The 20,726-nt window shown below is 59.9% G+C and carries 15 protein-coding genes; 9 read left to right on the top strand and 6 right to left on the bottom strand.

Annotated elements, in window-relative coordinates:
* The first annotated feature begins 100 nt into the window (after nt 1–100).
* Nucleotides 101–2,326, top strand: coding sequence for a cellulase family glycosylhydrolase (locus tag JNN07_23480; protein MBL9170714.1), 2,226 nt, complete (start codon nt 101–103; stop codon nt 2,324–2,326).
* Nucleotides 2,327–2,392: 66 nt separating this feature from the next.
* On the opposite strand, the gene JNN07_23475 is transcribed toward JNN07_23480, so the two are convergent.
* From JNN07_23475 to JNN07_23465, 3 genes are all read right to left on the bottom strand, one after another.
* Nucleotides 2,393–3,121 carry a type II secretion system protein gene (locus JNN07_23475; protein MBL9170713.1) on the bottom strand — a complete coding sequence of 243 codons (729 nt, stop codon included), beginning with the start codon at nt 3,119–3,121 and terminating at the stop codon, nt 2,393–2,395.
* Between the two features lie 334 nt (nt 3,122–3,455).
* Nucleotides 3,456–4,703, bottom strand: a complete 1,248-nt coding sequence (locus JNN07_23470) for a TatD family hydrolase (protein ID MBL9170712.1) — start codon at nt 4,701–4,703, stop codon at nt 3,456–3,458.
* 10 nt (nt 4,704–4,713) lie between these two features.
* The gene (locus tag JNN07_23465) at nt 4,714–5,919 is read right to left on the bottom strand and encodes a cysteine desulfurase (protein ID MBL9170711.1); all 1,206 of its coding nucleotides are present in this window, start codon (nt 5,917–5,919) and stop codon (nt 4,714–4,716) included.
* A 158-nt stretch (nt 5,920–6,077) separates the two neighbouring features.
* Between JNN07_23465 and JNN07_23460 the strand changes: the two genes are divergently transcribed.
* From JNN07_23460 to JNN07_23440, 5 genes are all read left to right on the top strand, one after another.
* A complete protein-coding gene (locus JNN07_23460) occupies nt 6,078–7,172 on the top strand; it encodes an OmpA family protein (protein ID MBL9170710.1) in 1,095 nt (364 codons plus the stop codon).
* A 5-nt stretch (nt 7,173–7,177) separates the two neighbouring features.
* Nucleotides 7,178–8,161, top strand: coding sequence for a hypothetical protein (locus JNN07_23455; GenBank protein MBL9170709.1), 984 nt, complete (start codon nt 7,178–7,180; stop codon nt 8,159–8,161).
* Nucleotides 8,162–8,170: 9 nt separating this feature from the next.
* Nucleotides 8,171–11,326 carry a PD40 domain-containing protein gene (locus JNN07_23450; GenBank protein MBL9170708.1) on the top strand — a complete coding sequence of 1,052 codons (3,156 nt, stop codon included), beginning with the start codon at nt 8,171–8,173 and terminating at the stop codon, nt 11,324–11,326.
* 583 nt (nt 11,327–11,909) lie between these two features.
* Nucleotides 11,910–12,299: an iron-sulfur cluster assembly accessory protein gene (locus tag JNN07_23445; protein MBL9170707.1), complete on the top strand. Its 390-nt coding sequence runs from the start codon at nt 11,910–11,912 to the stop codon at nt 12,297–12,299.
* An 8-nt stretch (nt 12,300–12,307) separates the two neighbouring features.
* Nucleotides 12,308–12,931: a hypothetical protein gene (locus tag JNN07_23440; GenBank protein ID MBL9170706.1), complete on the top strand. Its 624-nt coding sequence runs from the start codon at nt 12,308–12,310 to the stop codon at nt 12,929–12,931.
* Nucleotides 12,932–13,532: 601 nt separating this feature from the next.
* Here the strand turns inward: JNN07_23440 and JNN07_23435 are convergent.
* From JNN07_23435 to JNN07_23425, 3 genes are all read right to left on the bottom strand, one after another.
* Entirely contained in the window at nt 13,533–14,411 is an 879-nt protein-coding gene (locus JNN07_23435; GenBank protein ID MBL9170705.1) for a leucine-rich repeat domain-containing protein, read from the bottom strand.
* Nucleotides 14,412–14,701: 290 nt separating this feature from the next.
* Complete coding sequence (locus JNN07_23430) at nt 14,702–16,807, bottom strand: CHASE2 domain-containing protein (protein ID MBL9170704.1); 2,106 nt, start codon at nt 16,805–16,807, stop codon at nt 14,702–14,704.
* 13 nt (nt 16,808–16,820) lie between these two features.
* On the bottom strand, nt 16,821–18,401 hold the full coding sequence (locus JNN07_23425) for a DUF1957 domain-containing protein (GenBank protein ID MBL9170703.1): 1,581 nt from the start codon (nt 18,399–18,401) through the stop codon (nt 16,821–16,823).
* A gap of 164 nt (nt 18,402–18,565) precedes the next feature.
* Here JNN07_23425 and JNN07_23420 point away from each other — a divergent pair, with 164 nt between their 5' ends.
* The 3 genes from JNN07_23420 to JNN07_23410 all read left to right on the top strand — a co-directional run bounded on the left by JNN07_23420 (nt 18,566) and on the right by JNN07_23410 (nt 20,721).
* Nucleotides 18,566–19,243, top strand: coding sequence for a hypothetical protein (locus JNN07_23420; GenBank protein MBL9170702.1), 678 nt, complete (start codon nt 18,566–18,568; stop codon nt 19,241–19,243).
* A gap of 9 nt (nt 19,244–19,252) precedes the next feature.
* Entirely contained in the window at nt 19,253–19,954 is a 702-nt protein-coding gene (gene rnc / locus JNN07_23415; protein ID MBL9170701.1) for a ribonuclease III, read from the top strand.
* 77 nt (nt 19,955–20,031) lie between these two features.
* Nucleotides 20,032–20,721, top strand: coding sequence for a UDP-N-acetylglucosamine diphosphorylase (locus tag JNN07_23410; protein MBL9170700.1), 690 nt, complete (start codon nt 20,032–20,034; stop codon nt 20,719–20,721).
* Nucleotides 20,722–20,726 lie beyond the last annotated feature (5 nt).

Genomic DNA, 20,726 nt, shown 5'->3' with positions numbered 1-20,726 from the left:
TCGGAGCTAAACCTGCATCTCGCCCACCTCGAACCATGCTCTCCCATTTCGTCACTGCCTTCCGTTTGACTTCGGCCGGCTCATCCTGGTAAATCCACTCATGCCCCTGACCCAGAGGTTCGTGGCTCTTCTCGGGTGCGTTTTCCCCTGGTTGAGTGTTTTCGCGCAAACGTCGCCGCTCAAGCTAGCGCCCGCGGCTCGCTTTGAGATTTCGGGTGAGAGCGGCGTGAGCGTGGTGACTGATGCGGACATCCTGCGAGGCCACGCCACCCTCGGTCGTCCTTCGAATGCTTCGGCTTCCGACGTCACCCGACGCTACTTCGTCGAGTTCCCGGTGTTTCATTTTGCCACCAACGAAGTGGTAGTCCGGTTCGTTCCCAAGGGTTCGGGAACCGTGCGGCTACGGTTGAGTGGGTATCGCGACCCCGCTCCCAATCAAGCCCTGTTTAAGGAGGAGGTGTTGTGGCATCGCGTGAGTGTCGAGGGTGCTTTGATACCGGCGGAGGTTTGGGCGGACCGGACGCTGCCGCTTCGGACATGGAATCAGGATGTCTCGGATCTGCCGGTCCGGGTCACCAAGGACACGCCGGTGGTCCTCCGGGTGGCTGCGCAGGCGGTGCGTCCGGAGGGGTGGACTGAGATGAAGCCGCTGCTTTCCAAGTCGACCCGGGCTCATGAGGCCGCGCGCCGTTATGCCAGAGGGGTGACCCTCCGCAAGTTCCTGGAGGTTTCACTGAGTGATCCCCAGCGTGTTCCGATTGCGGAGGCGGATCTCTCCGAGATCCGGAGCCAGGGATTTGATCACGTGCGCCTGCCGGTGGCTTGGCATCTCCATCTGCAACGGGAAACGGGCAGCATGGTTCCCAAGGAGCTCTTCGCGCAGGTGGAAGAATTGATTTCGGCTGCGCGCCGATGCGGCCTCTCGGTAGTGATGAGTTTTCACGGCTTTAATGAGTTGGTTCAGAATCCCAGCGGGGGGGCAGCGCGGCTGTTTGTCATCTGGGAGCAGATCTCCCAACGTTTCGCTGACGTTTCTGACCACCTGGCCTTTGAGATCCTGGACGAACCTGGAAGCGAGGTGCCCACCCAGGCGTTGATGTCCGCCTATGAGGAAATCATCCCCATGGTTCGCGCGCATTCCGCTCGCCGGACGATCTTTGTCGCTCCCAGCGGAGCAGGGACCTTCGCCAGTCTCGCCAAGCTCCGTCTGCCGCCGGGGGATGACAACTTGATCGTGACGATTGATTGTGCGGATCCGGTCCTCTTTACGCAGCAGGGGCGCACGTCGGCTCCTTTGAAAGGGGTGCTATTCCCGGGGCCACCGGAGACGCCGCTCGCCTCTGGCGAGGGTGCCACGCTTACTGCCGAACAGTCCCGCTGGCTTGGTCGCTACAATCAGCGAGCGGGTGACCGTAATCCGTCCAGCCCGGCGGCCTTTCGGGGCCTGATCGCTTTGGCCAGGCAATGGTCTGCGCATTATGGTCGGCCGGTCTATTTTGGGGAGTTGGGGTGTCATGCTCAGGCGGATCCCGTTTCGCGGGCGAGATATTATTATTCCTTTCGCAAGTCGCTAGACGAAGTGGGCATGGGGTGGGCGATTCTGGGCTGGAAAGGTGATTACCGTTACTGGTCGGATTCCGACCGGCAGCCGGAGCCGGGCCTGAGGGAAGCCTTGTTCGGGACCGGGGTGCCAGCCTGGGTGACCGATCGTTCCAAATTGGGAATGAGTGTCCCACGGAGTCTCGAGACTGCGGGTTCTCCCGGTTCGGAAGGATTGGCCCCGATGGGCGCGGTGCCGGTCGGGATGCTTACTCGGGTATGGGATGGTCCGTGGCGATCGATTGCCGTGGGGGCTTCGCTTCTAGGTCTGGGGTTGTTGATCGTGGTGTTTCGCCGCTGGATGCGGGAGCGATCAGCCGGCCTAGGTCTTTCTGAACTGACGATTGGCGCCGTGGTTTCCTCGGGTCGCATGGAGGTATTGCCTCTAGAGACGGCTCGGGACGGCATGCTGCGGCACTTGGCGAGAGTGATGATGGAATCGGCTATTCCGAGGTTGATGGGACAGAAACGGGACCTCATGCGCGTGCAGGAGCGGGCGGCTCAGGATCTTGCGCAGTTGGACCGACGGCTGGAAGCGGTCCAGGCCCCGTTGCAGCAGCGCCTGAGCGCCTACCAACGTCGCATCGTAGAACTCGAGCATCAACTCGCTTTGAAAGGTTTGGAGAACAAGGAGCTGATCCAAGCCAAGATCCAACTGGCGAAGGAGCGCTTGGAAGCCGCGCGCGCTCGCGATGCTCTATTGCTTTCCAAGCACTCCCTGAACTAAACCTGGAAACACCTGTCGAACCCGGCCGACTCGATCGATCCGTGCCGGGCTCGCTCGTCGCCTGTCTTACCTGGGTATCAGGGTGTGGGAATCGTTTCCGACATCCTGTGACAGGCTGAGCTGGCGTCGAAGCCCCATGGTGTCCACGATGACCACCGTGCCATCGACCAGCGCCATTTGGCCACCGTTGATGTGGTTCGTCCTCGACCACCTGGCTTGGTAGGTGTCCGGTTTTCCGTAGCTGCCGGCGAACCGGGCCACCGTGATCCTTCCCGCTCGAGTGCAGGTGGCAGTATCCCCGCCCTCGATATCAAAGTCGGTGGTGGTGAACGTTTGACCTCCGCTGGCATTGGCTTGGGAGCCCGTCCCGTCCATGAGCACGCGGGCATCGGTTCCGATTCCGTAGGCTATATTGATGTCGCGCAAGCGGCCGAACGACACCGCCGCCGGACGCCATTTCTCCACCGTCGGACAGGTCAGAATCTTGGCGGCATTGAGCTGGTTGGACATCACGGAATAGTGCTCCGCAGCCGTGGTGCGCCCGTTGCTGCCGCCCTTGGGATAGGAGATCATCCAGGGAAATTTATCCTCGTTATCTTGGAGCCACAGCTGATAGGCGAGACCGATTTGTTTCACGTTCGAGATGCACTGCACCCGCCGTGCCTTGGCTTTGGCTCGGTTGAGTGCCGGGAGAATCATGCTGGCTAGGATTCCGATAATCGCAATAACGACCAGCAGCTCGATGAGGGTGAAACCGCGTTTCCGACGCCGTAACGATTGAGTGAGTGGATGCATATGGACCTCTTCCGGTTAAGGGTGGTTGATGTTTCCCAGGCGCTTGGCGCCTCGACTCCCCTGTTTAGCTCCCCACGCTGACACTTTCAACAGAGGGTGGAATCAGGGGATTGTCAATAGCTGCAGTTGGAGCTGATCAGGCGCTCGTCCCGTTGCGTGCTTGTTCCTGTGTTCGGACCATGGAATGAGAGGCTTTCCCCGTGGTTGGGTTTTTGCCGGCCGTCCTCGATCCGCTCGCGGCGGCGATTCTGCGGAGGAACTTTTTCTCAGAGTCCTCCGGAGCTGATCGTTTCAGCGAGCCTATAGAAGATCTGACCGTTCGCGATCGCTTTCGTCACGCTGTTCCGAACAGGCGGTGAAAGTTGGAGCCGACTTGATGGGCCAGGGCATCTAGAGGGATGCCAAGGAAGTCGGCCAGCCCTTGATAGATGGCGGCGAGATTGGCGGGATGGTTGATCGGTTTCAAGGTGTCTGGTGCGACCAGCGGGAACGGACACCTCTCGGGGGGCGGCAATTGGTCGGGAGCATCGGTTTCGACCAGCAGTCGGTCGAGCGGCACTTGCCGGAAGGTTTCCCGCTGCTTCGCTTTGCGTGCGTGCAGATAGTAACCCGGGAAGGAGAAGTAGGCACCCTGCCTGGCGAACGAGGGAATCATCTCCGGAGGGCCGCCGAAAGAGTGGAGGAGAAAGCCCCGCGCGGGGCGAGCTTCCCGTCTCAGGCATGCTTCCAACTGGCCCCAGGCCTTCAGGCAGTGGATGGTCAGGGGGAGATTTCTTTCGGCGGCCAGACGCAGCTGCCAGACGAACACCTCCTCCTGATCCTCCATGTTGGGGTCGGGAATCCATCGGTCCAATCCCACTTCCCCGATGCCAGCACCGGGAAGTTCGAGGAATTTCTGCAGGGACTCTTTCCAGGCTGGAGTTCTTTCCGTGATGTACCAGGGATGGTAGCCGAAGCTGGGAAGAATGCGTGGAAAGCGGGTGGCCAGATCCTGGACGTGCGGCCAATCCTCTTCGCAAGAACCGTTGACCACCATCCGTTCGATCCCGGCTGCCGCCGCGGCTTGCATGAGACCCTCGGCGTTGAGGTTGAGCCGGGCGTCCTGGAGGTGGTTGTGGGCGTCGTACAGCTTGGGGAGGCGGGAAGTCTGAGCGGGGGTGATTGTTTCGGCCGACTGGTATTGTTGCGCGAAGTCACGGATGCGTTCCCTGAGCTTCCCCAGGCCGTTTCGGCGGTTAGGGCTGAGATGCGCCTGGATGCCAGATTCCGCCAGCGCATCGCCCTCGTAGGCCAGGATTTCAGCGGGGGTGGCTCCGCTAAAAAATTCGCAGAGCAGGGAAGCCACTCCTTTCACGATGGCCGAGTCTGAATCGGTTTGAAATTGGCATTTCCCTTCAAGCAGCTCGGCGGCCAACCAGAGTTTCGACAAACATCCAGGAATCCGATGCGCGTCGGTCCTGAATGCGGCCGGGAAAGGGCTCGACTGGCGGGCTCGTCGGACCAGGTACGACATTCGCTCCTGCGAATCGCCCAGGCTCCTTAACTCCTGCAGCCACTGTCGATGCTTGTCTGCCAGCTCCATATCCGTTGAGTTAGGCGAAGAACGTGAGGGCCTCGCGAGTGGCGCTCACCAATCGGTCGATGTCCTGCGGGGTGTTGTAGAGAGCCAGGCTGGCCCGGGCTACCGAACTGAGGCCGAGTTCGGACAGCAGGGGCTGGGCGCAGTGGTGTCCGGAGCGAAGGGCAATGCCCCGTTCATTGGCGAATGTCACCAAGTCGTGGGCGTGAACTCCCTCGAGAGTAAACGACAGTACCCCGCTGCGATTTTCCCGCGAGCCCAGCACCCGAAGTCCTGGAAGCGCCTCCAGTTGTTCCAACGCGAGGTGAGTGAGCTCGCGTTCCTGCCGTTCCAGGCTCGGACGTCCGATCTGGTCGAGGAAATCGAGGGCTGCGTGGAGGCCGATCGCCTCCGCGATCGCGGGCGTTCCCGCCTCGAAGCGTTGGGGCGGGGGAGCAAACGTGGAATCCAACCAGGAGACATTTTCGATCATCTCTCCGCCGCCTTGCCAGGGATCCATGGTGAGCAGTCTCTCCTTGCGGCCGTAGAGAACGCCGATACCCGTGGGGCCGTATACTTTATGACCGGAGAAGGCGAGGAAGTCGCAATTCAGATCCTGCACATCCAGGGGGAGGTGCCCGGCGCTTTGGGCGGCATCTACCAGCGTCACCACACCGCGCGCGCGCGCGACGGCACATACTTCGGAGACGGGGCTGACCGTTCCCAACACATTGGAGAGGTGGGTGAACGCAAGTAATTTGACCTGCGGAGTGAGCAGCGACACGAGCTGGTCCCAGCGAACTTCCTGCGCTGAGCGGTCCAGGGGCAGGAAACGCAGCTCGGCTCCCGTCTGACGGCAGAGCATCTGCCAGGGAACCAGATTGCTATGGTGCTCGAGAGGGCTTAGGAGGATCTGATCTCCGGCGCGCAGTTGGCGACGTCCCCAGGACTGGGCCACCAGATTAATGGCCTCGGTTGTTCCCCGGGTAAAAACAATCTCAGCTGGCTCTTTGGCTTTCAGGAAGCGGGCCACCCGGGCGCGAGCGGCTTCGAAGGCGATGGTGGATCGTTCGGCCAGTTCGTGAATCGCCCGGTGCACATTGGCGTTGTCCCGCTCGTAGAAGCGTGTGAGTGTCCGAATTACCTGCTGAGGCTTGTGGGTGGTTGCGGCATTGTCGAGGTACACCAAGGGATGGCCGTGGACGGTTTGGTCCAGGGCGGGAAATTGCCGGCGCAGCACCGCGGGATCAAACCGGGGTGGCGTAGTCGGAGCCTCGATTGAACGGGGATCGATCACTGCACACTGTTCTATCCGTCCGTGCGGCAGGTGGGCGAGTCCATTTATGCCTCATACAACTTCTTTACCTCCAGGGGGGTCACTGTCTAGGCTTCCCTTCCGTGAAACTGTTGGCGGCATTCATCTTGGTCCTCTTGATCCTGTTGTCGGCCTGCTTCTCGTACGCCCATCTCAAGATTTACCAACATCGGTTTGAGCAGTCCCTCATGTCGGAAGGGACTCGGGCTTTGCGTTCGAATCCTGAGCTCAGCCAAGTCAGTCTCTCCTTCCAGGGCTTGGATGCCCGGCTGAGCGGGTTCGTTTCCCATCCGCGTTTTCGGCTCGAAGCCCAGGAAAAGATCCATGCCTTGGCCGGTGCGCGAGCGCTTACGAGCTGGAACCAGATTCGCGTTTCGCCGGTGCTTCGACTGGATCCTCAGAGCGCTGGCGGATACCGGGTCAGCGGCTGGATGCCTTCGGATCTTTGGCGGGATCGGGTCGCTGCCCTGTTGGCCACCTGCGCTCCCCGGCAGGTTTTCGATGTGACGGCTATTCAGGTGGACCCGACGGTTCTCGATCCGGCCTATCTGGACCAGGCCAGCTTGCCCTCCTTGCTGGGTTCGTTCTTTGCGAGCGTTAGCCAAGGGGCATTGGTATTGGAGCCCAACCGACTTGCGTTGTCCGGCACGGTGCGCACGGAGACCGAGAAGCTTGCGTTGCACTCGTTGGCTCAGCGGAGCATGCCGGGACCAGGGAATCCGGTGGTGGAGAACAACATCGTGCTGGCGGCTGGTGCTGACCAACGGGGGCGTGGACAGGCCTGGGTTGGGGCAGGAATTCCGGGGTTGGATCTGGGGCGTGCCCTGCGCAGCTTTCCGATCTTCTTCGATTCCGGTTCCACTGTGCTCAAGCCGGAGGAGGCGGCCAAGGTGGACCAAGTGGTGGCCGCGATTCGTCAGTTGGCGCCCCAGGGTAAATTTGTGGTCACTGGTTTCTCGGATTCCTCCGGAGCCGCTTCCGTGAACCAGCGGCTGAGCCTCGGACGCGCGGAGGCGGTGGCGGCCCTGATGGTGGCTCGCGGGCTTCCCCGCGGGCAGCTCGAGCTTAGATCCGTGATCGAGAAGCTCAGTGCAGCACAGAACAAGAACCCGGACGCGCGCCGACGAAGCCGCCGGGTGGAAGTGACAGCGAAGGACAACGCATCCCGGATCCCGTAACGGTTATGGAGCCTATTGCCTATTTTTTGACCCACAGTTTCACGCTTCATTTGACCCTGGCCGTGCTGGCCGGAGCCATTGGCCTGGTGGCTGGATGGTGGTGGTGGGGCAAGTTCGAGTCGCAGTGCGCCTCCCTGCAGACGGAGCTGCAGCAGCAGCGAGAGCGGACGCAAAGGTTGACCCGGGAGCGCGATGAGCTCAATCGAACACGCGATGAGCTGCAAGCTGCTGCTGCTACAGCCAAGGCCGAAGTGGCGCGATCTCTCGAGGCTCTCTCAGCTGCGGAGCAAGAGCGCGCGAGCTGGGAATCCCTCCGGTCCGAGCTGCAGGGTCAGCTAGCATCGCTTCAGGAGGTTAACTCCGCGTCGGAGAAGCGCACGGCCGAGCTGATCGCTGAGAACGAGGCGCTGGTGGGTCGGAGGGTGGAGCTGGAGGGAGCCCTCGTGATGGCCGAGGCCGACTTGAAACGCCTGCGGCTCGAGTCCTCTTCCGTGCAGAAGGATCGTCAGGCCTTGGAGAAGGCGGCCGCGGAAGCTCAGACCAAGCTGCAAGCCGCTGAGCAGACCGCGGTCGTGTTGCGCCAGCAGGCTGCCGCGGCCGTCGCGGACAAAGATGCGCTCAGCAAGTCGCGAGGTGAGCTGCAGAGTCGAAACAACCAACTCGAGGGTGAGCTGGTGGCGCTCCGACAACAAGCCGCCATGGTGAGTCAGCAGAGCGAGGAGTGGAGTCAGGCCCGCTCCGGGCTTCAGGCGAAGCTCACCCAGATGGCGGCCGAGTTGAGCCAGGCGGATGAGCGTGTGGCTGCCGCCAAGCAACTGGAAACGGAGTTGGAGCGCGTGAAAGACTTGGCGGTGCTGCTCGAGGAGCGCTGCGTCCAGTATCAGAAGGAGATCGAGACCCTCCGAGGCCCGGTCTCCGATCCCGAGCCGGAGGAACGCCGGGACACCACTTCAGGGGGCGGCTCGGCCGAGATTCGTGAATTGTTCTGAGTTGCTGCTATGCGCCTCTCGCCGTGCCTGCCGCTCCGATCCCTGCTGTGCTTCCTCACGGTCGCGCTCGGCATCCCTGCCGACGCCCAGCTCTCTCCCGCTCGTCAGGAACCGGTGATCGGTGCGCGCATGCCCGCGCTGAGCGCGGATGGAACGCGACTCGCCTTTGTTTATCGCGGAGACCTTTGGCTCGCATCGGCGGAAGGGGGCCGTGCGGTCGCCCTGACTCAAAACATCGAGACAGATGCCTACCCGCTTTTCTCTCCGGATGGCCGATGGGTGGCGTTTGCGAGCAAGCGCACGGGAAACTCGGACATCTTTGCCGTCTCGGTCGATGGCGGATCACCGCGCCAGCTGACCTGGCATGGCGGTGTGGATCTGCCCTGCGGCTGGAGTCCGGATGGTCAGCGGCTACTGTTCTCAGGCAAACGTGACAGTGCCAACTTCGGCATCTTCGCGCTCGACGTTCAAACCCTCCGCACTGAGCTGCTGTGTGAAGATTACGCCGCTCTCCATTCCCCGTCGTTCGCCGCCGACGGGAAGCGTGTGGTTTACGGTCGCTATGGCTTTCCTTGGACCCGGCCGCGGTATCATGGATCCGCCGCCGCTCAGATCTGGATCATGGACCTGGAGCGCCAGGCGCGCTATGCGGTGACTCAGGACGGATTCCAGCATTTGTGGACCCAATTCCAACCCGACGGGCGTCGCTTGGTCTGTGTGACGGTGGCGGAGCCCACGCCATCGACGAGCACGCTTCAGCAGGTCTTGCCGAAGGTGGTGGATTCACCGCGTCGGACCCCCAATCTCTGGGAGTTTAACCTGGAAGGGGAAGGTCGCCCGCTCACCCACTTTACCGGCGCCCCGGTGCGTTTCCCCAGCGTGGCCCGTCGATCCGGGGACATTGCCTTCGAGCAGGGCCTTGACGTCTGGCGACTTAGGCCGGGGGCCAAGGAGCCTGAGCGCATCACGCTTTACGTCTCCACCGACGAAAAGCAGAGCACTCGGCGTCGGGAGAAGCTTACCGGCGGTGTCAGTGAGGCTGAGCCTTCACCGGACGGGAAACGCTTTGCGTTTGGACTTCGGGGGGATCTGTGGGCGATTCCGGTGGAAAAGCCCAAGGGAGTGGCCGGTCGGTCGGCGGAGTTTGCTCGACGGCTGACGGACTGGGCGGGCGATGATTCGGATTTCGTTTGGACCCGCGATGGTAAGCGATTGATCTTCACCTCGGATCGAGAGTTCAACCAACGGCTCTACCAGCTCGATCTCGAGACCAAGGCAATCAGTCCATTGTGGTTGCGGGACGAAGACGTTACCGGGCCGCGTCTGTCCCCGGATGGCAAGACGCTTGGGTTCTGGGTGTCCGGCAAGGAGGGCGGGCTGTTCCTCATGTCGCTCGACACGCTTCAGGCCCGTCGGTTGATCAAGCTGCCTGGGCCGCAGGTTTATGGCTCGGGCGGAGGTCGTTTCTCCTGGTCCCCGGACCAGCGCTGGCTGGCCTACGAGGGCAGAGGGGATAGGCTGAGCCAGAACATCTGGGTAATCTCCGTGGATGGCGGGGAGCCTATCAATGTCACACGGTTGTATGCCCAGCACGGCGATCCAGTTTGGTCTCCCGACGGCAAGTATCTGTTGTTTTCCAGTAATCGGGATGGCAGCGGTCTTTATGTCCTGCCTCTCAAGTGGGAAGAGGCGCGGACCCTCGATACGGATTTGAAGTATGAAAAGCCGGCTGGTTCGGTGGAGGTGGAGATCGACTTCCGGGATATTTCCCGTCGCATCCGCAAGGTGACTCCTCAGCAGCCTCAGGACGATCTGGCGATGACGACGGACGGTATCATTTGGTTTTTGTCGGAGGGCGATATTTGGTCGGTGGGATGGGATGGCCGCGATGCACGTCGAGCCACCACGGGCGGCGGGAAAAGCCATTTTAGGATCGCTGCCGAAGGCAAGAAGGGCTTTTACACTCAGAACGGGGACTTGTACACCCTGAGCCTCGACTCAAAATCGAGCGAGAAGGTGGCGTTTACCGCCGATTGGGAACGGGATGTGATCTTGGAGCGGAAGGCGGCTTTTACACAGTTCTGGAGATCCTACCATCGGGCCTTCTACGACGGGAATTTCCATGGCCGCGACTGGGAAGCTATCCGGAAGCGGTATGAGCCATTGCTGGGCGCGGTGGAGACCAGCGACGAGTTTAGCCAGTTACTCGGCATGATGGTGGGAGAGTTGGATGCCTCTCATGCTGAGGTTAAGTCGGCGGCTCCCGCGCCCTCGCCGATCACGCCCCATCTCGGCTTCACGTTTGATTACAGTCATCCTGGGCCGGGGCTGCGGATTCAGAGGGTCCCGGAGGGGGCGCCCGGATGGTTTTCCAAGACCTTGCTGCGGCCAGGCGAGTATGTGCTGGCGATCGATGGACGCGAGGTGCGCGCTGACGAGCGGCTCTATGAATGGATCAATGATAAGCAGGATCGCGAGTTTGAGTTCACCGTGAGTTCCACGACCTCCACCAACCAAGCGCGGCTGGTGAAGTATAAGGTGCTTACCTCCGAAGATTGGAACGAATTGGAGTATCGAAACCGAGTCGAGCGGCGTCGCAAGCTGGTCCAGACCGCTGGTCAGGATCGGATTGGCTATCTCCATGTTTCCGGCATGTTGTCCGCCAACCAGGCCAAGTTCGAGCGGGAGATTTACGAGGACATGGTGGGGAAGGATGCGATGATCATCGATGTGAGGTTCAATACCGGGGGAAATATCTCCGACACCCTCATTGACTGGTTGGAGCGACGCGTTCACGGCTACATGCGGTTGCGCGACGGCCGCGCGGAGCCCTCTCCTGCGCTGGCCTGGAACAAGAAGCTCATTGTGCTGATGAACGAGCACAGCTATTCGAACGCCGAGATGTTCCCCTATGCCTTACGGGCTCGGGGTTTGGCGCGGTTGGTGGGAAAAGCGACCCCTGGGTATGTGATTTGGACGTGGGAATTCCGGTTGGTGGACGGGACCGGCGCTCGCATGCCGATGACTGGATTCTATCGTCTGGATGGGACCACTCAGGAGAACAGCGGTGAGGTGCCAGATGTGGAAGTGCCGCTGTCACCCCAGGACTGGTTGGAGGACCGGGATCCGCAATTGCTTAAAGCCATTGAGTTGCTGACGCAATGAAGGAGTCACAGCCACAGCTCGACGAAGTATCGTCGAGCTGTGGCTGTGACTCTTTCAGGAGGGTAGGGAGAGACTCCGTCGAGCCCATGAACGTTCAACGTGCGAAAAGCTTGGAGGAGCCGCGTCGAGAAGCGTTTAGGGGTAAACTACGTTGAGAGGCCCTCATGGGGGTAACCCTCCGTGTGGAGCTGAGTCTGAGGCCACTGCGGGATCGACGGAGACCAGAATTATAAGCTCAATCGAATCTCCCTTGAGTCAGGTGACGCAAGTCTCAGAAGCGCGTGGCATCGCTGAGCGATGCTCCGTACTTTAAACAGTTCCGGGGGTGCGAGCACCCCCGGCTATATCTCTTTGAACCCGGCGGGTTCGGGCTCCCCAAACACCAAGGTCAGAGGCCGCCGTGTTGCCCAGCTTGCTTAGGCTTAGTCTCGATCTTCAATGGCAAAGAGGAGAGCCCTCTACGGCTTTCCCACCTCCGTCGGGTAGGACGTGCCTCCAAACTGTGAACTGTTGGCCGTCGGTATAGACACGTTGACTCGGGCTCCTGCCGACGGTAGCTTGGGAGTCAGTTCTTAGATCTTGTATGATTGGCTCTTCTGCAAACAAATCAGTTTCGGCCGCGCCCAGCTTTCGGCTGGGTGATGAACGGTTGATCAAGGTGTCTCCGAGCGCCGCCAAGAAGGTGGGGTCTCTGCTCGCGAAGCAGGGTCGACCGCAAGGCGTTCTGCGGGTGGCGGTTGTAGGAGGGGGTTGTTCCGGTCTCCAGTACAAGATGGACCTGCAAGACGCGCCGGCCAACCGTGATATCTTGGTGGAATCGGCCGGTATCCGGGTTGTCGTTGATCCCAAGAGTGCTTTGTATGTGACCGGGAGCGAGCTCGACTATGTGGATGCTCTTCAGGAGGGCGGCTTCAAGGTTAAGAATCCCAATGCAGCGACCAGTTGCTCGTGCGGCGAGAGTTTCAGCGCCTGAGCCAGGGCATGATCACCGATCTTTTTGCATTGCTCAACGAGCCGCGTCGCCCGTGGATCGACCCGGAGCATCTCAAGTCCAAATTTCACGCACTCTCCAGCGAGGTGCATCCCGACCGGTTTCACCAGGCCACTGACTGCGAGAAGGAGCTGGCCACCAAAACCTATGCCTCGCTCAACGCCGCCTACACCACTCTGAAAGAGCCCAAGGATCGCCTGCTACACCTGCTGGAGCTCGAACGAGGCAGCCGCCCCGGCGACATTCAAAAGATTCCGCCGGGAACAATGGATCTTTTTGTGGAAATCGGACAGGCCTGCCGGGACATCGATACCTTTTTGAAAGAACGGAGCGAGGTCACCTCTCCCTTGGTGAAAGTGCAGTACTTCCGTAAAGCGTTGGGCTGGGTCGACGAACTAGGCCGCCTGCAGCAGATGGTTAACGCGAAGCGCGACCTGTTGGTTTCTGAGCTGCCTCCGATGAACGCAACTTGGGAGGCTTTGGATGCCGGATCCTCCTCCCCAGATCGGGCAGCCAAGCTCCCCCTGGACAAAATTGAACAGATTTACCGCGGTTTGAGCTATGTGTCGCGTTGGACTGAGCAGATTCAGCAGCGTTTGGCGGAGCTTGCCTGATCGATTCTAACCCTTAATTGGGTTGGGCTGCGCAATTTGTCACACACTGAGACAAGGGTCGGTACATTTCTGCCTCAATGTCAGGCAATATCTGCTCCCTCCGTGTCGTCGAAACCGAAATTCAGGTTTAAAATCCTCGGGATTCGTGGGATTCCCCCGACACTGAGGCCTTGGTACGGGTGTTGCTGCCCAGGCCAGTATGAATGCAATACTGAGTTTCGACAACCGGGACAAGGTATTACTCTCCGCCGTGGTTATCTTAGCCTCGGCAAAAAGTCACATCTTTTGCCTACCTAACAGCGCTATGCGTTGACACGTTTAGCGTCCTGCACAATTGGGTTGTAGCCTGGCGGTTCGCGAGTGTGAGCCGCCAGTTTTCTTTTTTGGCACGTGGAGGAAACGGCCTCGACGGGGTGCCGAGGGAGGCACTCCTCCCAAGACTTCCCGACGTTCCGGCGCCGCCGAGCCTATGGCGGGACGAGCGTCCCTTACGGTCCGGAGTCTTCTTTGTGTAGGGGACGAGTCCTCGGGGGCGGTAAATCCCCCTGCGGTCCCGAAGACTGACGTCGTCTCCTAGAGGGGGAAATGCAAGCCGTCCCGCCTACTGCACGACCTTTGTTCCGATCGCCTTGAGTTCGTCGATCTGTTCCTTCCGCGCTTTGGACGAAAGCGGGTTTCCCTTGAGATAGACGGTCAGGAAGGGGGCGAACCGGTGCTCGGTGTCCTTTTTGGCAATCTCGATGAGCGGGGTCAGGTTGCGGATCCGATTTCCTTCGATGAAGAGGTTGAACAAGGTGCCTACCCCATCTAGCGGCGCCAGATCTGCGATCGAATTCCGGTTAAGCGACAGGGTGAACAGCGCTTTGAGCGTTCCGATTCCCTCGATACTCTTGAGTTTGTTGTCATCCAAATAGAGGGAGGAGAGCCGCCTGAGCCCGAGGACGGGAGACAGATCCGCGATCCGATTGGAGCTGGCGTAGAGAGCGTTCAGATTGGTGAGTCCCCGCACGGCCTCGAGGGTTTTGAGCCGATTCCGGCTTAGCTCGAGATATTGTAGCGAGGGAAGCGAGGCGAGGGGCGCGATATCCTCGAGCGCATTGTCAGACAGGGTCAGCGACTGAAGCATGCCCAGGCCCTTGAGAGCGCTGACATCCTTAATTCGATTCCGGCTGAGATCGATCAAAGCCAAGCTGCGGCATTTTTCCAGACCGGCGAGATTCGTAATGCCCAGGCCGCGAGCTTCCAGGGTGGAGAGGTTTACCACATCCGCCTCGACAATCGGCTTGTCGGTATCCCGCTTTTCAAACACATAGCGTCTCACGGCCGACTCCAGATTCTTGTCGGCGAAGATGGGGGGGCTGGGAGGCGCCGGGGCAGCCGGCTCCGCAGCGTAAGTGAGAAGCCCCGCCGAGATCCATGCCAGGCAAAAAAGTCTCATCGAAACGCGGTAACGACCCGAAGTGATGTTTTGTTGGAGCATTCTTGAACCTAAATGGCGCAATCCCAAAAGCAGCGCAAGACTTTTTGGTGTCGAGCAGCCCGTCGGACTTGCACCCCCGGCTAGATCTCTTTGAACCCTGCGGGTTCGGGTCCTGCCCACAGCGTGTGAAACTCTGGCATTCCCTAATTCTAGTGAATAGCTCCCGCTTTACTTTTCCTCAATCCCTAGTTGTAGGGATTGATCGACCTTGGTGGGTCGGTGACATTGTTAGAGACAAGTTAAGGTGTTACGGACGCCAAGGAAGTGGGGGAGGAATGTGCTTCGGGGGATTACTTCTTGCTGGTTTCGAACACTCCGCTCCACCCTTCGGGAGGTGGGGAATTCAGGAGTTTTTCGCACCGTTCGAGATAGATGGGTGTGAGTTCATCCTGAGGTTCCAAGCGCAGCGATTCCTGGAAGGCTTCGATCGCCGCTTGAAAGTTACGTTGGCGGTAGAGCACGACCCCTTTCTCGTAGTGGCGCAGCCAATCCAGATCCAGCTTTTGATCTGCGGCTTGAGGAGGGATGGTGAAGACTTCGACGGGTTTGGTCTTGCCTTGGACTCGCACAAAATCGACCGAGCGGAGAGTGAAGCGTTCGCGGACAAAAGACGCGACGCTTTCGCCGAGCAACAAATCCAGGTGGTATTGTTTGGTGAGGCTCTCGAGGCGGGACGCCAGATTCACGGCATCGCCAATCACCGATACCTCCATCTTTTCCTCCGACCCGAGATTTCCCACAATGACCTCGCCATGATTGATCCCCAGGCCGAACGCCAGGGGTTGCAGGCCGCTCGCCTGCCAGGCCAGGTTCAATTTCTTCAAGCCCTCGCGCATTTGGAGCGCCGTCAGAACCGCTCGTTCCGCATCCGTCGCCACCCCTCCGCTGACGAAGCTTCCCCAATCGGCCATCACCGCGTCCCCGATGAACTTATCGAGTCGCCCGCGGTTTTTAACCACCGTCCCGACCATTTCTTGAAAGTATTCGTTCAACTGCTTCACGAGCAGCGCGGCGTTAGCCCCCTCGGTTAGAGAGGTGAATCCGCGGATGTCAGAGAAAAGGATGGTGACCGGCTTGCGGACCCCGACCAGCGAGTTGAGGTAGGTTTGCGGGTTGTCCAGCAGTTCTCTGACGACGTCCTTTGCCACGTATCGTTCCAGGGTTCGGCGTAGCTGGGCCTTTTCCCGGCGGGCTTGGGCAAAGTCGTAGACAAGCCCGACGGAACCGCTGGTGAGTAGGACGGCGACCGGGGCGACTACTGCGATAAAGAGGTCGGCGTAATCGTAGAGAAACTGAGCGGTGAGCAGGTAGAGCGTGACGCAGAGTATGGACAGCGAGAATCGCTGGAACAGACGAGGGAATCTCCAGCTAAAGAGCCAGGCCACCAAGCCACCCCAAGCGGTGAGGGCCAGGTTGGTTGCGAAGGTTGCTTCCTTGAGAAATTGGCTGTTGAGGGCTGCGCTGAGGAAGTTGAGGTGGATTTCGGGCCCCAGCATTACTTCGCCCCCAAACGGCGTGCGGTGCTCGTCGTGAAAAATGGAGGCCGCCGGGCCGATGATGACAATCTTGTCCTTGAAGTAGCCTTTGGGGTTATAGTTTTTTTCGAGGACCATCGGGTGAAAGAGATCAATGAAAGGCACCCGCGCAAATCCTTGATTGGGCTTCGCCGCGTAGCGAAATCGGTGCGATTCGGTCCCGGGAAGAATCATGTCGGCTCGTCCGGCCTGCCTGAGGATTCGACCGGCAAACGACTCGATGGTGACCTCCGGGGGAACCACGGAGGCGATGTCTCCGCCTTTCTGGAAAGCGATCCGCCGGATAGCCCCATCGGCGTCCCGTTCCGTACGGATGAGCCCAATCCGAAGATCCTGCATCGGATGATTGGTGCCCGGGTCGATGACGCTGGCAGGAGGGTACTGTAGCGTATCGTAATTCTTGCCTTCGGACTCTTCCAATGACACGTAGTTGGCTCCCACCACCACCTGGTTGGGATAGCGATCCAGCACCGCCTTGAGTTTCTCGTCCGCTTCGGTTTCCCCTGCGAAGACGATGTCCAGAGCGACTACTTTAGCGCCGGCTTGGATGAGCCTTTCGATAGCGATCGCCCAGATCTCCCGAGGCCAGGGATAGCGTTGGCAGATCAGTTCGATCGCTCGATTGCGCCGGGATTCGGCATCGGGATAGTCCTGATTGTAGCTGGGTTGATCGATGGCGACGAACGCCAGCCGAGGATCAACCGGGGCTCGCTGTCCGAGCCGGAGGCGCAAGTCTTGGGAATAGACCTCGATTTCGTAGAGATAGCTTTCCGGAAGCAGCACAAACAGGAAACTGAACAGCACCGTGCAACCCGCGCAGATGCCCGCCATGATCCAGAGCCTGTTTGAACCCGAGGTCATCGCGGATAGGCGCCTAGGCCCTGGTTCGCCAATAGCGGTAGTCAAGGTTGGGGAACAGATTATCCTGTCCCTCGATCATGCTGAGTTGTTTCTCGTCGATGCGCGTCGTGGTCAACTGCTCGTGTAACGCCAGGAAGCGAAGGAGGTGCTCCTTGACGCGTCGTTCAGCGTAGTCCGGGCTCGTTCCGGTGCGCAAGATGAAGGGCCAATCACTCGCTTGGGCTAGAAGCAGCTCTCGGCCGGCTTGCTTCAGAGCCCGCAGTTGGACGCCCTCGGCATGGGGGTTGCGATCGACCAGCTCGGTCATCCGCTCCTGGGCCACGTGGAGATGGGGCACAATCCACTGGTTCTTCTCGTTCAACCACACCTTCAGATGCCCCTCCTCCCCCCACGTCGAAGGGCTGGGGGTGGCTACTTGTTGGGTGGGGTTTTCGCGCAGGTAATCGCGCGGGGTGGTGAGGCGGACGATTTGCTGGTCATGGACGGTCTTCCGAACGAAATAGTCCAGGAACTCGGGGCCTTCGTACCACCAGTGGCCGAAAAGTTCGGCGTCATATGGGGAGATGAGCAGGGGAGGGCGGCCGATGATGTTTCCGATGCGTTGAGCCTGGGTGATGCGGCTTTCCAAGAAATGCTGCGCCTGATCGGCGGCGGCCTGCAGGGCTTCTGGACGGTCGTAAACTTGCTTTTGCGCGGTTCCCGTGATGGCGTAGTACTTGATTCCCGTGAACCCGCGCGTCTCCGTTCCGGGCAAGTAGGGCTTCACATAGTCGTAATCGAGGTCATACCCGATGTCCCGGTAGAAGTCCCGATACCGGTGGTCGGCGGGGTAGCCGCTTTGTCGGCTCCACACCTGAGTGGCCGATTCGTGATCGCGACCGAAGGCCGCGATCCCGTTGGGGGTGAACACCGGGGCATAAACCCCATAGCGAGGACGCGGATGCGCGTGCAGCAGGCCATGGGTGTCCATGACAAACCAGCGGATGTTGGCTTCCTGCAGGACCAGTTCCACACCCGGCGTGAAGGCGCACTCCGGTAGCCAGATTCCCGAAGGATCGCACCCGAAACACTCCCGATAGTGGTCGCGAGCGACTAGGATTTGAGCGCGCAGGGAAGGGGGATGCGAGGCGAGAAGCGGGAATACCGAGTGAGTGGCGGCTGTGGTGATGATTTCCAGTCGACCCTGCTCTTGAAACTTTCGGAAAGCCCCAACGACGTTCCGGCCGTAGGCTTCCCAGGTCTCTCTCAATCCGCAGAGCCGTTGGTGATACATCCGTGCCAGAGGCTGAAAAGAACGGTCCCAATGCGTTCGATGGATCTCCTTTTCCGCCAGCTCAATGAGGGAGTTGAGACGGTGATTGCATCGGTCGCGCAGGAGCGGATCCAACAACATCGAACACAGCGTCGGCGACAGGGTGAGGGTGAGCCGAGTCTCCATTCCATCCCGGAGCCAGCCATCCATCACCTGGATCAGGGGTAGATAAGTCTCCAGGACAGCCTCATACAGCCAGCTTTCCTCGAGAAAACGGTCATGCTCAGGGTGCCGGACAAACGGCAGGTGAGCGTGCAAAATGATTGCCAGGTAGCCGTGCATTGCTTGGAGAACGCGAGTTCCCTCCCCGATAGAAACGGAATCCCCCCCGACCTGGCAATGGTTAACTGGTTTCTCTTGTTGGTCTGGATCTCTCTTCTTCTTTGCCATTGCAGTCCCCCGGCGCTTCACAATAATGGGTTTCGGTTTTCAACTCGTTGCTTGAGATGATCGATTGGCATATTCAATCCAGGGCCCACGCTTGCCAGAGCTGTGGTGAGGCGTTTCGTGATCGCGTGGGCTACCACACGCTGCTCTTTGACGACAAGCGGGAGTTGAAACGAATGGATATCTGCAGCGGCTGCTACACGAAGCAGTTTGCCGAGGCTCGCGACCAGCGGGGGTTCATCTCGCATTGGCAGGGCATTTACGAAGCTCCTCCCGCGGTGGCGCCGGATGCCATCCGCAAGGACACGGCGGAGGATTTGCTCCGCAAGTTGGTGGAACTGAACGATCCACGGTATCGCGCTGCGAGCTATATCCTGGCGGTCATGCTGGAACGTAAACGCATTCTTCGGGTGAAGGAACAGCTGCGCCAGGGGGGGAGCAGGACGTTTATTTACGAGCATCCGAAGACCGGGGATATCTTTACCATTCCGGATCCGGATCTGCAGCTGGATCAATTGGAGACCGTCCAGCGAATGGTGGGCGATCTGTTGGAGCATGGGCTGGCGGCGGACGGATCCATCGCGACCCCAGCGGATTCGGTATCTCCGGTGCCGCCACTCGACAGCGACGCCCCGGCTGCCGCAGCGGCGATGGACCCGGACCCCCACTCTATTCCATCCTCCGGCGGGGCGAGTGAGGTTCCGGCGGCGGCCCCTGTCCCTGAACCCTCTGCCTAACCCAACGGTGTGTCGGACCTAACGGAATTGCAGGAACGATTGGGCTATCGATTCGAGCGCAGTGATCTTCTGTCGCTCGCGTTGACGCATCCCTCGGTGGCGCACGATGTGGCGGGTAGCGCCCAGCACAACCAGCGGTTGGAGTTCCTGGGCGACGCGGTTCTTGGCCTGGTCATCACCAACGAGCTGTTCTCCAAGTTTCCCGGCTTTGGCGAGGGTCCGCTGACCAAAGCCAGGGCTCAGTTGGTGAACCGTCGCACCCTGGCGGCTCAAGCCCTTCGCCTCGATCTCGGTGGACACTTGATCCTCAGCCGCGGCGAGGAGTTAAGCGGAGGCCGGGTTCGTCAATCGGCTCTGGCGGATTGCTTCGAAGCCGTGACCGGCGCAATTTTTCTCGACGGCGGCTATGCCTCGGCCCGGGAGTTTATCCTGCGGTGCTTCCGCGGCGGGTTCGGTGAGTTGACTGAGATCCCCAACCTGGACAACCCCAAGGGGGAACTGCAGGAGACCCTGCAGACCAACTCCAACCATCCTCCCGAGTATGAGCTAACCTCGGTCAGTGGGCCTGACCATGACCGTCTTTTCGAGTGTCGGGTTAAACATGGCGGGGTTGAGTTGGGGCGAGGTTTGGGAAAAAGCAAGAAAGAGGCGGAAAGCATGGCGGCCGTCGCGGCCTTGAAGGCCTTGCAGCACAAGCCAGCCGCCGAGTGAACGGCCTTCACGTCCTCCCCCCCCACGGATTAAGATTGAGGGCTTTTCAAATCGGTCCAGGTTGGTAATCTCCTCCCATGTTCAGTCCATCGGACCTGTTCAATTTAAACGAAACCGAGCACGCCGCCCTTTTCGAGGGATGCCAATATGCGTGGGAAGCCTTGCCGAAGATTGCTCCCTATCTCAAGGCGAGAGTGAAGCCGGAACAGCGCCCTCGCTGCGAGGGGCGGGTGTTTATCGGTGCCGGCGTGGTGATAGGCGAAGGCACCGTGATCGAGGATGGCGTCATGATCAAGGGACCGGCCATCATCGGAAAGAACTGTCAGATTCGCCACAACGCTTACCTGCGCGAGGATGTCATCATCGGTGACAACTGCGTCGTGGGAAATTCCTGCGAACTCAAGAATGCGGTTCTGTTCAACGGTGCCACGGTGCCTCATTTCAACTACGTCGGAGATTCGATTCTTGGCTTCAAGGCTCACCTGGGCGCAGGGGTCAAGATTTCCAATGTGAAGCTGGTTCCGGGGACCATCCTGATCGACGACATCGATGGCAAACCTCACGATACCGGGCTGCGCAAGTTTGGCGCGTTGGTGGGAGATTTGGTCGACGTGGGGTGCAATGCGGTGCTGAGCCCGGGGTCGATTCTCGGACGGAACTCGGTCATCTATCCCAATGTCCATTGGCGCAGTATTCTCCCGGCGAACATGATCGTGAAGAATCAATCGCCGTTTGAAGTGGTGGTTCGCCGCCCGCGCGAGACCTGATCCAG

Source organism: Verrucomicrobiales bacterium (genome assembly GCA_016793885.1).
In the GTDB taxonomy this organism is placed as follows: domain Bacteria; phylum Verrucomicrobiota; class Verrucomicrobiia; order Limisphaerales; family UBA11320; genus UBA11320.
Note: the sequence above shows the minus strand (reverse complement) of the source record. Positions and strands in the feature narration are given on the sequence as shown.

What these genes read in the sequence shown, in the direction of transcription:
- JNN07_23430 (MBL9170704.1), bottom strand. Translation starts at nt 16,807, where the DNA reads ATGACCTCGGGTTCAAACAGGCTCTGGATCATGGCGGGCATCTGCGCG.
- JNN07_23475 (MBL9170713.1), bottom strand. Translation starts at nt 3,121, where the DNA reads ATGCATCCACTCACTCAATCGTTACGGCGTCGGAAACGCGGTTTCACC.
- JNN07_23410 (MBL9170700.1), top strand. Translation starts at nt 20,032, where the DNA reads ATGTTCAGTCCATCGGACCTGTTCAATTTAAACGAAACCGAGCACGCC.
- JNN07_23450 (MBL9170708.1), top strand. Translation starts at nt 8,171, where the DNA reads ATGCGCCTCTCGCCGTGCCTGCCGCTCCGATCCCTGCTGTGCTTCCTC.
- JNN07_23455 (MBL9170709.1), top strand. Translation starts at nt 7,178, where the DNA reads ATGGAGCCTATTGCCTATTTTTTGACCCACAGTTTCACGCTTCATTTG.
- JNN07_23480 (MBL9170714.1), top strand. Translation starts at nt 101, where the DNA reads ATGCCCCTGACCCAGAGGTTCGTGGCTCTTCTCGGGTGCGTTTTCCCC.
- JNN07_23440 (MBL9170706.1), top strand. Translation starts at nt 12,308, where the DNA reads ATGATCACCGATCTTTTTGCATTGCTCAACGAGCCGCGTCGCCCGTGG.
- JNN07_23445 (MBL9170707.1), top strand. Translation starts at nt 11,910, where the DNA reads ATGATTGGCTCTTCTGCAAACAAATCAGTTTCGGCCGCGCCCAGCTTT.
- JNN07_23435 (MBL9170705.1), bottom strand. Translation starts at nt 14,411, where the DNA reads ATGCTCCAACAAAACATCACTTCGGGTCGTTACCGCGTTTCGATGAGA.
- JNN07_23470 (MBL9170712.1), bottom strand. Translation starts at nt 4,703, where the DNA reads ATGGAGCTGGCAGACAAGCATCGACAGTGGCTGCAGGAGTTAAGGAGC.
- JNN07_23420 (MBL9170702.1), top strand. Translation starts at nt 18,566, where the DNA reads ATGATCGATTGGCATATTCAATCCAGGGCCCACGCTTGCCAGAGCTGT.
- JNN07_23425 (MBL9170703.1), bottom strand. Translation starts at nt 18,401, where the DNA reads ATGCACGGCTACCTGGCAATCATTTTGCACGCTCACCTGCCGTTTGTC.